Consider the following 14,088-nt stretch of genomic DNA (forward strand, 5'->3'; position numbering starts at 1 on the left):
TTTTAAATCATGTTTAGATTGATCCACCCCAGTTCACCAAGACACTGATGACTAAGGCAAACCAGGAGATGAAAAGCGCTATAATCACAAATGGCACAATATACCGGAGCCATCTGCCATAAGGCACTTTACATAAACCGAGCATTGCCATTAAACCGCCCAATGTAGGGGAAAATAAATTTGTAATTCCATCACCGATTTGAAAAGCTAAAATCGCTGTTTGCCGCGTAATATCCAGCATATCACCGACAGGGATCATAATTGGCAGTGTCACTAACGCCTGACCGCTGCCGCTTGGAATGAGAATATTAATAATCGATTGTGATATTGTCATAAATACAGCGGCCAGCGTGGTTGGCGAATGCTCCAGCACCGAAGTCAGAACATAAGCAATCGTATCACTGATATTTCCTTGGTTCATGACTACTTGCGTCGCCATTGCAACACCGATCAGTATGGCTGCTAGTGCACTGGGTTCAAGCGCTTTTGAAAATGTATCAGCGATCTGGCTGGAATTCATCCCAGCAATGATTCCGCATACGATACCAATCATGAGAAATATCGCCGCAACTTCATTAATATACCAGCCCTGGGTAAAAATACCGGTTAACATAACAGCAAAGCCTAAGATAAACACAAATAACATCGCAATATCTTTTTTTCTCATTCGATACGAACCCAGCGGCTGAGTCAGTTGCATATCCCCCGTTTCAATATCATGAGCCAAGCTGTTTTTCTCATCCTTTAAAATCCTTTTAAAATACCTGACATTATAATAAGCCAGTACAGATAAAACCAACGCCACTAAAACACTTCTGAAAAACCAGCCCGAAAAAAGCGGCAGCTCCGCTATCCTGTGCCCAACCCCCACAGTGTATGGGTTGAATGGGGACAGCCCGAATCCGACAAGCACGCCTCCTATTCCAATACCTGCACCGAGCATTGCATCCCCGCCGATGGAAACACTTAGTAAAACAGCGATTGGAATGAGAGCAATATTATTTTCAAGACCGACAAAAATCCCGAAAAAACCGTAGACGAATGTCATAATCACCACAATGAGGAAACGTCTTTTCATACCGATTTTACGAATCAATGTGCCGACCGTATTTTCAAGCATCCCTGTCTTTTCCAAAAGCCCGAACATCATCGCCGCAGCGAACGTGATAAAGACGATGTCAGCCATTTCCTGAAAGCCTTCTGGAATTGCAGTGAACAGATCCATAATACCCACAGGGTTGCCCGCGCCATATTCGAATGACCCGGGAATGGTCCGGGTGGCATCATCCACGGTCTCCCTGTCGTATGATCCTGCCGGAATAATATACGTTAAAACAGATGCAGCGACGACTATAAAAAATAATAATGCCAATGGATGGGGAATGCGATCCAATAACTTTTTCCTTTTACTCTCATCATTCATGCTTATTCACCCTTTCGTTAAATATCATTGATGATTTTCTGAAGCCCCCGAAATATTTGTTCTGATCCTACTGTGTGACCGTTCTTTTAAGATAAGCTTATACATTAAAAAAAGCCTCTTTCAACAAACAAGAGGCTAAATATCAATTCACCTTATCTCCAGGAATACGCAAAAAAGTTATTCCACAGGAATTGGCACCGTTTCTTTTAACAAGAAGGTTGCCGGACATCATCGGGCCTGTCCCTTAGTCGCTCTTGATAAGAATCATTATAAAATTTGATTTACTTCAATATTAAAAAATTTTAAACGTGATCAATTATTTTGTCAACGTCCGATACAAATGTATACGCTCGATATTCAAAATACAATGGCAAGAATTTTCAATTCTGTCTCCCCAATGTTAGTTTATATCTATGGAATTACTACACCGTCAAATGCCTATAAGAATCTTTTGAACTTTTTGACGCTTAATTCTATTATCTATCCTGGATGTCCTCTGCCTCGGTTTTCGTAAAACTTAGCTCCATCTCTAAATCTTTCTATATTTAAGCCGTTTATTGTCAAAGTATTCTCTTTATCCTGAATTAACTCAGCGATATACTGACCTATTGCCGGTGCCAATGTAAAACCATGCCCGCTAAAACCAGTAGCAAGGAAATAATTTTTTAGATCAGGAACACCGCCAATAATTGGGACACCATCAATAGATTCTGCTTCAGCGCCATTATATGTGAAATCAACTGCATAGCTTTGAGCTTCAGGAAGGACTGAAAGAACCGCCTTCCTTTGTTCTGTCAAACTCTTCTCTGAATATGTGCCAGTAAATTTATTATGACCAGGACCACTATCATAACCGCCGCCTGCTCTTAACTTTCCGTCTTTCGTTTGTTTTAATGATAGTTTTGTCCCTTCGACACTAATTACTGTATTGATTAATTGAGGGGCAGGAAAGGTTGCAGACATTTGAGGAATTCTCGGTTTAATTGGCAACTTATACTCTGTTTGTAGTGAATTATGCAAAACCTCAGACCATATTCCTGCCGCGTTTACAACTGCATCACATGGAATAAGGTCATTTTGTGTTTTCACACCAATGACCTCTCCGTTTTGGTATGAAATATTCAAAACTTGTTCGCCTGTTTTAATTATTGCACCTAAACTTTTTGCAGCATTAGCAAAAGCTGTTGTAGCTAATAGAGAGTTAGCATGACCTCCGTTCGGATAAAAAATACCATATGGAAAATCAGAAGATATGCTTGGATGTTCGTTTGCTATTGAATTTTTATCTAATAAATACGACTCGATCCCATTGTTTTTGTTATCATCTATTATTTCTTTTACTTGATTTTTCGAATGAGCTTCTTTAAATAATTTTAGTTGTCCGACAGGTGAATATTCAATATCTGCATTAAGTTCGTGTTCTAACTCTGACCATCTTTTAAGACTCGCTTGTGCTAAAGATAATTCCCGAGAATCTCTATCATTTTCCCTTAAACCGCCTGCAGATGCTTTTGATGCTGCTCCAGTATTTCCTATGCTGCCTTTTTCGATTAATGTAACCTTAATACCTTCCTGAGCCAAATGATAGGTTATAGAAGATCCAATAATCCCCCCGCCAATTACTATCACTTCGTTTATCATAATATCCATTTCCTCTCATTTAATATTACTATAATTACAAACAAGATATACTTAAAACAATTTAAAGTACAAGAACTTACTTTCATGAATTCAGACTAAAGAAAATTGTAGAATGAATAATCAGTAGTAAAAACAAATAACTGGCTGATACAATTTAGAGATAAAAAATTCTTCTATTAGCAACATCTTCTTCTTCCATGTTTAAATTTTTTTCGACTCTTTCTGGATATTTTTGGCCCACTGATGCTACTAGAGCATTTATTAATGTCATACTTGAGACATGTGAATATAATGGTCCAAAAGAGTTACTGGAAGCTATAAACACATAATCACTGATTTCTACTAATGGACTTTTGATACTATCCGTTATAGAAACTAAATTTACTTTATTATTTCTTTTCAAATAATCTGCTATTTCAATTGTTTGTTTTGTATATCGGGGAAAAGAAAAAGCAACTATAACACATTCTTCATCCGCTGTTTGCAGGCAATGATCCAACATTACACCATTAGAAGTAATAGGAAACGTATTACCTAACATTTTTTTAAGCGAAACCCCCAGATAATGGGCATCAGCGATAGAAGATCTATAACCTAAAGAATAAATATTTGCTGCTTTACCAAGCAAATGAACAACAGCTTCAAAATCATAGGTATTAATATTATCCAATGTTTGTTGTATATTGGAAACATCCGCGTTCATGCTGTGAAAGAGAATATTATTTTTATCAATCGTTTGATTTACTTGTTCCATTCTCTTGTTTAATTGATGGTTGATAAATTCTTCTTGCATAGAAGATTTCATCTGAGAAAAGTTAGCGTAACCTAAAGACTGAGCTAATCTAACCACAGTTGATTCCCCAACGCCTACATTCTCACTAATTTTACCTGCAGATATATATGATGAATGCTCTTTATTTTTGAGTATATAATCAACAACCAACTTCTCAGACTTAGTTAAATTTTTATTTTTCTGCTTAACTAAATCTAAAAATAATTTTTCCGAGGGCATGCTTTACCTTCTTTCTTTATTAACTTCAGCTCACATTTCGTTAATAAAATTCCCATTCTTCTCTTATGGTTTATTATTTTTAAATATATTCATATATACAAAATAATCTAATCTGCCAAATTGTATTCAGTGTTTACTTGCATGTTTGATATAGATTTAAAGAAAGCGGCAGTTAATGTAAAATATAACCAAATTCACAGAGGGTTACTTCCCTTTTTTCTAAAATTTCAACATAACCTTTATCAACAATTAATTATTAGAAAATGTTAAGTCTCCTAACATCAATTTTGCTCTTATGATATTATTTCATAACTTTTTAATTTTTAGTAAAAAAAGTATTATCATGTCGGCCAAATATCCCCACAAATTTAGCAAAGATAAATATTAAGAGCATTATTATAATACTGGTAACACCCACACCTAATGCACCAAAGGAAACTGTTAAAATAGGTATAGATGCAGTTACCAGCCCTCCGCCTGCAAATGGACTTGTAAATGGCGCTCTTAAACCATATGCAATAAAAGCATCTGATTGTAACTTTGGATCTACCATTCTTAATAGCATGTAACCTACAGCAGCTACTCCACAAGCTGTACCAAACAATATAATAGAATGCTCGAACCAGTCCTTTTCAAACAATCGAGGTCCAACGTAAAAAAAGAAGGAAATCATAGTAACTAACATAACTATCGACATAATTAATAATGGTACAAAATAATCAACAACTACTGGAATACTAATGGTAGCAACTGCTGAAACAATAAGAAAATCTAAAGCAAATCCTTGTATGCGTCGAAATGTTTCTAGGTCTACAGCTTCGTAAAAATTTGTTCTTTTTAACATTATGCCAACAATAAATCCACCGATCATTGCTAAAGGAAATAATGGCATACCAGGTATAAAACTTTCTATTATATCTTGTAAAATCCATCCTATAATAACTGCTACAGAAATTATCGCAAGATGAAACCCATACCCGTCAACAATTTCTGATTGAATTGTAGAAACTGAAGAAGGTTGTTGATCAGAACTTGGTATAATATCGGGTTTGTCTGATTGGACAACAGTATCACGTTTAGTCATGTATCGAGTATAACCTTTTCTGACTCCATAATTAATAATTATAGTCCCTGCAATTATTCCTACTAGTAAACCAATCGTAGCTGTTGTTAAGCCCAATGATCCACCATCTGACCAATTTAGTTCCTCAAATACTCCTACCATGCCTCCGGCAGTTCCATGACCACCTGACCACCCTATTTCAACTAACGTACCAAATAAGGGATCTACTCCAAAAATCGGGGTGAAAATCAAACCCATGAGTACTAATGGAATCCCCCACTGGATTAAACTTGTACCCCATGAATACATTAGCTGTGAAACAGCTTGTGTTTCTTTGAATCTCTTAACATTAATTTCAATTCCTATGAGCATAGGTGCGAAAACAATCGCTATAAGTACACCGGCATATCCTGACCAAGTATCCATCATTTCAACAGGTATAAGACCCAATATATGCGGTCCTAAGATTAATCCAATGAAACCAGCAATTAATGAAGCTGGTATAATTAGCCTCTTGAAAATTTTTAATTTAATGCGTATTATTACTCCAATTAATAATAAAATTCCCAGACAAGCTGTGTAAAAAAGTAAAGTATTTAGACTTTCGGATTCAATTGTTTCAAGTGGAAACATACACCATACACCCCTTTTTTAATTTTGAAATTTACCTTTAATTTCAAATAAATATTATTATACTTTTAGTTTAGCCCCTTTTGTTTGTCAGCTATTCTCAGGTTTTTTAAAACTATCTCTAAATTCACTTAAAAAATGGGAAATTTAAACTGCTTCAACATTACAATAAAATTCTTACTAATTATCACTCCTCAATTTCACGCATTTATTAAACAATTTATAGTTTTTTCATTACATCAATATCTTCCATATAATTTTTTAAATTTAATGAAAGATTTAGTAATAACTGCTAAAACTTTATTTGGTTCAAATGATTCATTTTAATATATTTATGAATTTATAAAATCATTTTATCATAAAAATCAAAATAATCAATGAATTATCCATGATTAAATTTATAACTGTAATAGATACTCGTGCCGTTATCTAACATTTCCTGCCTGCGGCCTTTCAACACCAGGAAACATCCATATTGAAGAACACTATAAAAATCACCTCTACCAAAAGGATAGAGGTGATTGATATGATCGATATTCAAAATACAATGGCTAGAATTTTTAGTTCTGTCTCCCCAATGTTTTTAATTCCATGGGATTGTCCCTGGGTGATCAGACATAGATCCCCACGCTCCACTGCTTTTGTTTTACCATCCGCATCGGTGAACTCAGCGGCACCTGACAAAATGTAATATCCTTCAGAATCCTCCAGATGCTGATGGTATCCAATACTGCCCCCGGGCGGAACAGTGACTGTGGCGAAAAGGTCAAGGCCTTCCACGTCATTTTTCCCGAGCAGCTTGTTGATGGCCACCTCACCTTTACCGCTGTGCAGATTTTGATGGCTATCCGCGTCTCTTTCTTTATATATCATATTCGATCCTCCGTTCTATCCAAATAATCCTGGCAGGAATGTCGAGATCGCCGGGAAGAAAATGATGAGCAGGACCATGATTCCCACAATCGCCAAGACATGCAGAATATACGGCAGCGTTTCTTCTATGCCCATTTTCCTGTCGGTAACGTTGCAGCCGGCAATCAGGGAAAGTCCGACTGGCGGTGTAATGTTTGCCAAAGCGAAGTTCATGATCAGCACCATGCCGAAGTGAATGGGATCAATACCATATTCTGCTGCAATCGGCATAAATATTGGACTGAGTAAAATGATCAGAGAAGTGACTTCTGTGAGTGTGCCCAATATGAGCAGTATCACTGATACGATCAGCAGGAACATGAGCGGTGAAGCCGCAAACTCCAGAAAGAAATCAGTGATCATCGCCGGGATCTGATTCACGGTCAGCACGTATGTAAATGCATTGGCCGCGGAGATGATGATAAGGATGGTTGCGGATGTCACTGCAGATGAAGCCATGATATCCTTATACTTTTTGAAATTCAGCTCCCCATAGATCATTGAGAGAATCAGGCCGTAGGCCACTGCAATTACAGCAGCTTCAGTGGCTGTCGCCAGCCCGGCAAATATACTGCCAATGATAAAAACAGGTGTAAGGAGCGGGAAGAAAGCTGTTTTGCCTGTCTGCCATAATTCATTCCCCGTTACTTTCCCGGTCTTAATCTCCCCGTAACCCTCTCTCTTAGCAATGAACGCAACATAGAGACATAACGCCAGTGTTAACAGAACACCCGGAATGATACCTGCCATGAATAAACTGCCGATTGAAATATTTGCTGTAATCCCCAGGATCACCATCGTGATACTCGGCGGGATGATGAGTCCAAGCACACCAGCCGGGCCGATAATACTGGCGATAAACGAGTTGCTGTAGCGTTCTTCCTGCAGTCTGGGCACCAGAACTGACCCGACCGCATAGGTTGTTGCTACTGTAGAGCCTGAAACGGCCCCAAACAATGCCGTCGTAACGACAGTCGTTATGGCTGTGCCGCCGGTCAGCCGTCCGACGACCGCACTTGAAAAAGCCATCAGACGTCGGGTCAGCCCGCCTTGTGCCATGATGCTCCCCGCGAGTATAAATAGCGGCAGCGCCAGATAGGAGAAATTATTCACCCCTGCAAACATTCTTTGGATCAATATTTCCAGCGGGACACCGCCCATCAGCAGCATGGCGATCGCAACAATGCCAATGACATATGCAATCGGCATGCCTAAAAACAGCAATCCGAAAAATATGATCAGTATGCCGATCATCATCATAGGGCGCCATCTCCTTCCGCTTCAGTTGGAGATTGCTTCATGCCTATGAATATGAAATACAATGAAAACAATCCGCTGACCGGCAATGCAAGATAAAATACTCCCATCGGCATCTGCAGTGCCGGAGACGATGACGACATGGATGCTATGGACAGAGTGAATCCGTAGACAGTCAGCACACCGTAAAATCCAACGAGGAGGAGATTGACAAAAATATAGACGAATTTTCGATTGTTCCGGCGAACCTTTCTCACGAAGTAATTCACTGCCAGATGCCGCTTTTCATAGATGGCGAGGCTGCTTCCCAAAAATGTCAGCCATACAATCAAAAGCCTTGCCAGTTCTTCAGTGCCCGGTATAAAAATGTTTAAGAATCTTGAAATGACCTGAAGCAGAACAATCGCTGTCAGCAGTGTAATGGCAATGATGCACAGCCATGTCAATGTTTTAACAAGTATTTTTGTCAGTTTCATATGTAAGATGCTCCTTATATTAAAGGGCAGGAAGAATCATCATTCTTCCCAACCGGATGCTTCATTATAAATCTCCATCAATTCTTCACCGAAGACTTCGTTTTCCCATTCTTCATATATCGGCAGCATTGCTTCCCTGAAGGCATCAGTATCCACATTATCGTTAATCTGGACGCCATATTCTTCAAGCTCAGCCAGGTACTCTTTTTCAGCCGCATCATTTTCTTCAATCACTTGATCTGATGCTTTTTCAGTTTCATTTAATATAATCTGCTGATCCGATTCTGAAATCTGTTCCCAAGTGTCGGTATTTACAGTGAGCATCACGGTATTATAAAAATGTCCGGTTAAAGAGAGATAATCCTGGACTTCATAAAGCTGTGGCGCAACGATATTAGCCAGCGGATTTTCCTGGGCATCCAGCGCCCCCTGCTGCAGTGCACCGTATACTTCACTGAAAGCCATGACCGTCGGGAGCGCACCCACCTGATCAAAAGCATCGACTCTGAGCGCCGTTTCAGCCACCCTGATCTTCATCCCTTCCAGATCTTCAGGCTCAACAATTGGTCTCTGGTTATTGGTGATATGCCGGTTCCCCCACTCCATATAACCAATCTGGGTCATTCCTTCCTCAGCCATGATATCTGCCAGATAGTCACCAAATTCCCCTTGATACGCTTGTCTTGCATGTTCAACATCCTCCCACATATATGGCAGATCTTCTATAGCCATTCTTTGATCCAAATACTGCATGGAGCCCACCATGATCGCACCGGCCTGCATCGAACCGATTTTCATCTGTTCGAGCATTTCCGTTTCTGAACCCAGCTGGCCGTTACCATATATATCAAAAGTCACTCTGCCCTCCGTCTTTTCTTCAACTGTCTGAGCGAGTGCCTCAATATTATCCGAAGCCGGGGTCCCTGGGGAAAGTGCATGACCCAATTGCAGTGTCACTGTATCCTGGGCCGCTTCCCCCTCATTTGAAGCACTGCACCCGGATAGAACAAATATTAAAAGAATAGACAAAGGCAGTATTAAATATTTTTTCGACATGGTATCCTCCCCGCTTATTAGTTCATTTTTGTATATAATATACAAAATATTAATCTAAAACAGGAATTATGTCAATATTGTATTAATAAATATTAGTATATATGTATTACTATACTAATATTTAAAATCACATTTTTATCCTGCTAAGGAATTTTCAATTCGCACTTTATCACCTGCCGATTCTTAAAAATTCATTTCTATACAGCTTTTAATATAGTAGTATTAGATTGTAATCACTTCTATGGAAGCTAGTATTTAAATGAAAATGATATGAAACAGAGGAATTTATGATGAAGAAAAAAGATAGGTCAAACGGACCGGAAGCTGAATGGATTGTTGAAGAATCAACAGAGCTGCTGAATTTCTTATTTAAAATGATGCCGTCACGAAGCCGGAAAGCGGTGAAAAAAGTTTTGGGCCGCGGACAAGTCGTTGTAAACAAAGAAGCGACGACCCAGTTCAATGAATCCCTCCAGCCCGGAGACCGTGTTCAAATTCATTCACACGGCACTAACTATAAAGCGCAAATGACAGGGATTAAGATCTTATATGAAGATGACGTCATGATCGTGATTGATAAAGAAGCGGGTCTGCTGTCAATCGCATCAGAAAAAGAGCGCCATATGACAGCCTATCGACAACTGACAGAGTATGTCCAACGCATTCATGCTAAAAACCGGATTTTTGTCGTGCATCGATTGGACCGTGACACTTCCGGCGTGATGCTGTTTGCTAAAAGTAAAAAGATTCAACAGTCCCTGCAAAATGCCTGGCATGAAGTCGTTCCGGAACGGGCGTATATCGCACTTGTTGAAGGGACCGTGAAAAAGGATGACACCATCACTTCCTGGCTGACAGAAGATAAAACGCTCACGATGCGCTCCAGCCCGCGTCCAAATAAGGGACAAAAAGCGGTGACCCACTACACAGTTTTAAAATCCAATCGTGACTTATCGTTACTGCAAGTGAATTTAGAAACCGGACGTAAAAATCAAATCCGTGTCCATATGAAAGACTTAGGTCATCCGGTCGTCGGCGATAAAAAATATGGGTCTCGCAGTAATGTTATTGGCAGACTTGGATTACACGCCCATTCCATTGCGTTCACACATCCTGTCACTGGTGAAACCCTGCGCTTCGAGTCAAAAATTCCAACATCGTTTACGCGCAAATTTTGATTGGCTGCTGCCAGGGGGTTCCAAAAGAACGCCCCCAAAATTGGTTTTTTATTCCAACTTTGGGGACAACTCATAAACAACAATTTAAATATAGACATTCATAGACACTAGCAAAAAAGACACTTATCTCTGATGTGGCTAGATGTGCAACAATGTGGATTTCAATCCTTTTGAAGTATATGCTTTAATAGCAGCAGACTGCCATTATATATACACTCTTTTATCAAGAAAATTAACATGGCCATTATTCAGTAGTTGTTTACTGTCTATCTAAAATATTTAATTCTTTGTGATAATTTTGAAGAGTAGAGAACCGATAGGATTTTAATATGTTTATGTCCTCCTCTCTCACAGCTTCTGTATATCTATTAACGTATTTTTCAAATGTTGTTATGATATGGTGCTCTGATTTTCTAATTTTCACAAAGTCACTTTTCTTATCTAACATAAACGGCTCGGAACTTATGTAGGACTGCTCTTTAATAATAACTGCCTTAGAAAAATCCAAACCATGTCTGTATGATTTACCATTTTTATGATGAATTCTCGTAGTATATCCATCTTTATGACCGATATGCATGTTCGACCTTAGGAGAATAGCAAATTGATAACCTATAATTTTTACGAGAAGTACGCCGTAACCTCGCCCCTTATCAAAATGTGCATCCAACATCTCAATTAAGTTATTTTCTTCATAAAATCTTTTTGTTAATTGCCTCAGTATAATCGAATGATTGTCTCCCATTTTACCCTCTGTAATGTTATTTTTTATAAAAAAAGGACCGTATTTCAGGTCCTGTACAAATCATACATTGGGTTTTCTGTTTTTAACGTGGGGCTAACCCTGCCACCACTTCATACATTGGGTTTTCTGTTTTTAACGTGGGGCTAACCCTGCCACCACTTCATATTAATTACATTATAAACCATTTACTATTATAGGTCAAAAAGCAATCATTAAATGTAATTTATAGATTAGCCTTTATTTCTCTGTCTTCTGCATATGATCAATCCTCGAACCAGAGGTCGGCAAGCAGTTCCATCGACTGCTTCCGTTTTTCCGGGTCATAGGTATAGGTTACGACGATCAGCTCATCCGCCCCGGAATCTTCCACGAATGCTTCCAATTTCTTGCGGACTGTTTCAGGCGAACCAACGGCTTTTAAGCTGAACATGCCATCCATCTTGGCTCTTTGCTGTTCTGATCCCAGTTCTTCGGGATCGACCGGCGGCTGCAGCTGACGCTGCTGACCAGAGTACATATCGGCCAGCATCATCTGTGTCGTCGTCCAGATCTTTTCCGCTTCTTCGTCCGTCGGCGCAACAACGACGTTTATACCCGCCATGACATAAGGGGCATCAATCTGTGCCGTCGGTGCGGATGTCTTGAATGCTGAACGGTACGTCTCGATTTTCTGTTTGTAGTCGTCCGCTGCAAAATGGGTCGCAATGGAGTAAGGCAGACCGAGCTGACCGGCGATGGAGGCACCGTTCATGCTTGAGCCGAGCACCCAGATGGGTATGTTCGTACCGGTGCCGACGGTCGAAGAGACAGGGGTACTTTTCCCGAGGCCTTCGTCACTGAACCAGCCCATCATGTCGTATATTGAATTCGCAAACGTCTGAGCATCGCTGTTTGTACGCGTAATGAGCTGGGACGTTTTTCCATCCGTCCCCGGTGCCCGTCCGAGACCGAGGTCGACCCGGTCCGGATGCATCTGGGCAATCGTGCCGAAATTCTCGGCTACCTGCAGCGGTGAATGGTTCGGCAGCATGATGCCGCCAGAACCCACGTTGATATTTTCAGTCCTGTCCGCTGCCATCGCAATCAACTGTGCAGTTGATGCAGAGGCCAGACTTTTCGTATTATGATGCTCCGCAAACCAGAGCCGCTTGAATCCGAGTTTATCTATCAGCTGGGCATTTTCCATGGCGGCCTCAATCGCTTCCCGTACCGTCTGGTTTTCGGAAATGCTTACAAGTTCGAGCAAGTTTAATGGTACATGTTGGGTCATTGAATCCGTTCTCCTTTATGTGAATTAATTCCTTTAGAATTATTTAACAGATAAAATCTCTATTAAAAACCGTACCATTATTTAAAGGCGCCCTCAAATGATTGAGACTGGTGGAACTTTTCTCACGTAGAAGTAAAAGATTAAGACTCTGGTAGCTTTATTTGCTTCGATTACACCAATCAATGATAAAATACGCGATGGTTCTTGTAGTTTGTTTCAGACTGTTTAAATCTATAAACTCATTGGGCGCGTGCATATTACCCCCAAATGGACCATAGCAAGTCACAGGAATATCGAATTCATCAAACACCCTGACATCCGTGGTAGCTGTGAATGGAAGGTCCTTCACCTCTTCATCGTCTACTAAATAATGACTGTCAGATAAACTTTTATATAAGTCACTGTTCTTATTCATTTCAAAACCTTGAGCATTGAATCCAAAAAATTCTATTTCAGGCAGGTGATCTTTCAACCATTCATCAGATTCACAGTGTTTAATCAGCCATTCTTGCACTTCTTTTTGTACATCTGATGGTTCAGTTCCAGGATAAAAACCAACTCTTGCTTCAAATGTACATTCGACCGGCACATTTGATACCCAATCTCCGCCAATTATTTTACCGACATTTACATTTAACGGATGCGGATGTTCTTTAAAAGCAGCGTGTTTTTTCTGATCATTGATATATCGCCTGTATTTTTCCAGAGATTCAATCATTTTATAAGCTTTCATAATCGCATTTTGTGCTTGGTCTGCTTTTTCAACATGAGCGCCAGCTCCCGTTACAGTCACTCTCATATATATAACGCCAACTTGGGAAGTTAAAATTCTATGCTGAGTGGGTTCAGGTATGAGAGCCCCGTCCGCTACATAACCGGCATCCAATAGTGCTAATGCCCCGTTACCAGTCACTTCTTCTTCTATAACGGTTTGGATCTGAATATCACCATTGAGTTTGATACCCGCCTTTTCAATCGCTTTTAAGGCGAATATATTAGCGGCCAGCCCCCCTTTCATATCCAGGATGCCCCGGCCATACATTTTGCCATTGCGTATTGCAGGGGTATATGGATCAGTGTCCCAATGGCTGCGTGGCCCTGCATCTACCACATCGATATGCGATTGGAGAATTAGACTTCTGCCTGATGATCCTTCATCAGCTTTAAAAGTGCCTGCCATCACAGGACGATTGTTATACCCCCACTCAGGTTTTCCATAATTTTTATAATTGGATATTCTACTGGGTTCTACATCGAATGAATCTGTTTTTAGATCCATCCCTTTCAAATATTCCTCAATGAAGTACTGGATGTTTCTTTCATTTCCCAATGTACTTTCATAAGACCCGAGCGTTTTTAAAAACAGCAGTTCTTCTTGCCATAATTTTTCAATAGACTGTTCAAGAACGTCATTCATCTGCATAT

Annotated in this window: 12 protein-coding genes and 1 riboswitch; of the genes, 1 reads left to right on the forward strand and 11 read right to left on the reverse strand. The window is 39.8% G+C overall.

Annotated elements, in window-relative coordinates; all coding sequences use genetic code 11:
- Window positions 1-13 precede the first annotated feature (13 nt).
- From G343_RS0111080 to G343_RS0111115, 8 genes are all read right to left on the reverse strand, one after another.
- Window positions 14-1,423 (reverse strand): YfcC family protein, encoded by a 1,410-nt coding sequence (locus G343_RS0111080; RefSeq protein WP_020008216.1) that lies wholly within the window; start codon window positions 1,421-1,423, stop codon window positions 14-16.
- Between the two features lie 149 nt (window positions 1,424-1,572).
- Window positions 1,573-1,687: riboswitch (SAM riboswitch) on the reverse strand.
- Window positions 1,688-1,903: 216 nt separating this feature from the next.
- A complete protein-coding gene (locus G343_RS0111085) occupies window positions 1,904-3,064 on the reverse strand; it encodes an NAD(P)/FAD-dependent oxidoreductase (protein WP_020008217.1) in 1,161 nt (386 codons plus the stop codon).
- A 154-nt stretch (window positions 3,065-3,218) separates the two neighbouring features.
- Entirely contained in the window at window positions 3,219-4,076 is an 858-nt protein-coding gene (locus G343_RS0111090; protein WP_020008218.1) for a MurR/RpiR family transcriptional regulator, read from the reverse strand.
- A gap of 316 nt (window positions 4,077-4,392) precedes the next feature.
- Entirely contained in the window at window positions 4,393-5,772 is a 1,380-nt protein-coding gene (locus G343_RS0111095) for a sodium/glutamate symporter (protein ID WP_020008219.1), read from the reverse strand.
- 534 nt (window positions 5,773-6,306) lie between these two features.
- The gene (locus G343_RS0111100) at window positions 6,307-6,642 is read right to left on the reverse strand and encodes a cupin domain-containing protein (RefSeq protein WP_020008220.1); all 336 of its coding nucleotides are present in this window, start codon (window positions 6,640-6,642) and stop codon (window positions 6,307-6,309) included.
- Between the two features lie 15 nt (window positions 6,643-6,657).
- Complete coding sequence (locus G343_RS0111105) at window positions 6,658-7,941, reverse strand: TRAP transporter large permease (RefSeq protein ID WP_020008221.1); 1,284 nt, start codon at window positions 7,939-7,941, stop codon at window positions 6,658-6,660.
- Window positions 7,938-8,414, reverse strand: a complete 477-nt coding sequence (locus G343_RS14615) for a TRAP transporter small permease (protein ID WP_020008222.1) — start codon at window positions 8,412-8,414, stop codon at window positions 7,938-7,940. Before G343_RS14615 ends, G343_RS0111105 begins: the two co-directional genes overlap by 4 nt.
- 39 nt (window positions 8,415-8,453) lie before the next feature.
- The gene (locus tag G343_RS0111115) at window positions 8,454-9,470 is read right to left on the reverse strand and encodes a DctP family TRAP transporter solute-binding subunit (protein ID WP_020008223.1); all 1,017 of its coding nucleotides are present in this window, start codon (window positions 9,468-9,470) and stop codon (window positions 8,454-8,456) included.
- Window positions 9,471-9,760: 290 nt separating this feature from the next.
- On the opposite strand from G343_RS0111115, the gene G343_RS0111120 reads away from it, so the two are divergent.
- Window positions 9,761-10,648, forward strand: coding sequence for an RluA family pseudouridine synthase (locus G343_RS0111120; protein WP_020008224.1), 888 nt, complete (start codon window positions 9,761-9,763; stop codon window positions 10,646-10,648).
- 259 nt (window positions 10,649-10,907) lie between these two features.
- Here G343_RS0111120 and tenpIN read toward each other — a convergent pair whose 3' ends face one another.
- The 3 genes from tenpIN to G343_RS0111135 all read right to left on the reverse strand — a co-directional run bounded on the left by tenpIN (window position 10,908) and on the right by G343_RS0111135 (window position 14,086).
- Window positions 10,908-11,393, reverse strand: a complete 486-nt coding sequence (gene tenpIN / locus G343_RS0111125; protein WP_020008225.1) for a type III toxin-antitoxin system TenpIN family toxin — start codon at window positions 11,391-11,393, stop codon at window positions 10,908-10,910.
- Window positions 11,394-11,655: 262 nt separating this feature from the next.
- Window positions 11,656-12,663: an LLM class flavin-dependent oxidoreductase gene (locus G343_RS0111130; protein WP_020008226.1), complete on the reverse strand. Its 1,008-nt coding sequence runs from the start codon at window positions 12,661-12,663 to the stop codon at window positions 11,656-11,658.
- A gap of 157 nt (window positions 12,664-12,820) precedes the next feature.
- Complete coding sequence (locus tag G343_RS0111135) at window positions 12,821-14,086, reverse strand: ArgE/DapE family deacylase (RefSeq protein ID WP_020008227.1); 1,266 nt, start codon at window positions 14,084-14,086, stop codon at window positions 12,821-12,823.
- Window positions 14,087-14,088 lie beyond the last annotated feature (2 nt).

The sequence above is a fragment of the Salinicoccus albus DSM 19776 genome, assembly GCF_000385175.1.
In the GTDB taxonomy this organism is placed as follows: Bacteria; Bacillota; Bacilli; order Staphylococcales; family Salinicoccaceae; genus Salinicoccus; species Salinicoccus albus.

Coding starts and splice junctions, on each gene's coding strand:
- tenpIN (WP_020008225.1), bottom strand. CDS start 11,393: ATGGGAGACAATCATTCGATTATACTGAGGCAATTAACAAAAAGATTT.
- G343_RS0111080 (WP_020008216.1), bottom strand. CDS start 1,423: ATGAATGATGAGAGTAAAAGGAAAAAGTTATTGGATCGCATTCCCCAT.
- G343_RS0111085 (WP_020008217.1), bottom strand. CDS start 3,064: ATGATAAACGAAGTGATAGTAATTGGCGGGGGGATTATTGGATCTTCT.
- G343_RS0111135 (WP_020008227.1), bottom strand. CDS start 14,086: ATGCAGATGAATGACGTTCTTGAACAGTCTATTGAAAAATTATGGCAA.
- G343_RS0111120 (WP_020008224.1), top strand. CDS start 9,761: ATGAAGAAAAAAGATAGGTCAAACGGACCGGAAGCTGAATGGATTGTT.
- G343_RS14615 (WP_020008222.1), bottom strand. CDS start 8,414: ATGAAACTGACAAAAATACTTGTTAAAACATTGACATGGCTGTGCATC.
- G343_RS0111095 (WP_020008219.1), bottom strand. CDS start 5,772: ATGTTTCCACTTGAAACAATTGAATCCGAAAGTCTAAATACTTTACTT.
- G343_RS0111105 (WP_020008221.1), bottom strand. CDS start 7,941: ATGATGATGATCGGCATACTGATCATATTTTTCGGATTGCTGTTTTTA.
- G343_RS0111090 (WP_020008218.1), bottom strand. CDS start 4,076: ATGCCCTCGGAAAAATTATTTTTAGATTTAGTTAAGCAGAAAAATAAA.
- G343_RS0111100 (WP_020008220.1), bottom strand. CDS start 6,642: ATGATATATAAAGAAAGAGACGCGGATAGCCATCAAAATCTGCACAGC.
- G343_RS0111130 (WP_020008226.1), bottom strand. CDS start 12,663: ATGACCCAACATGTACCATTAAACTTGCTCGAACTTGTAAGCATTTCC.
- G343_RS0111115 (WP_020008223.1), bottom strand. CDS start 9,470: ATGTCGAAAAAATATTTAATACTGCCTTTGTCTATTCTTTTAATATTT.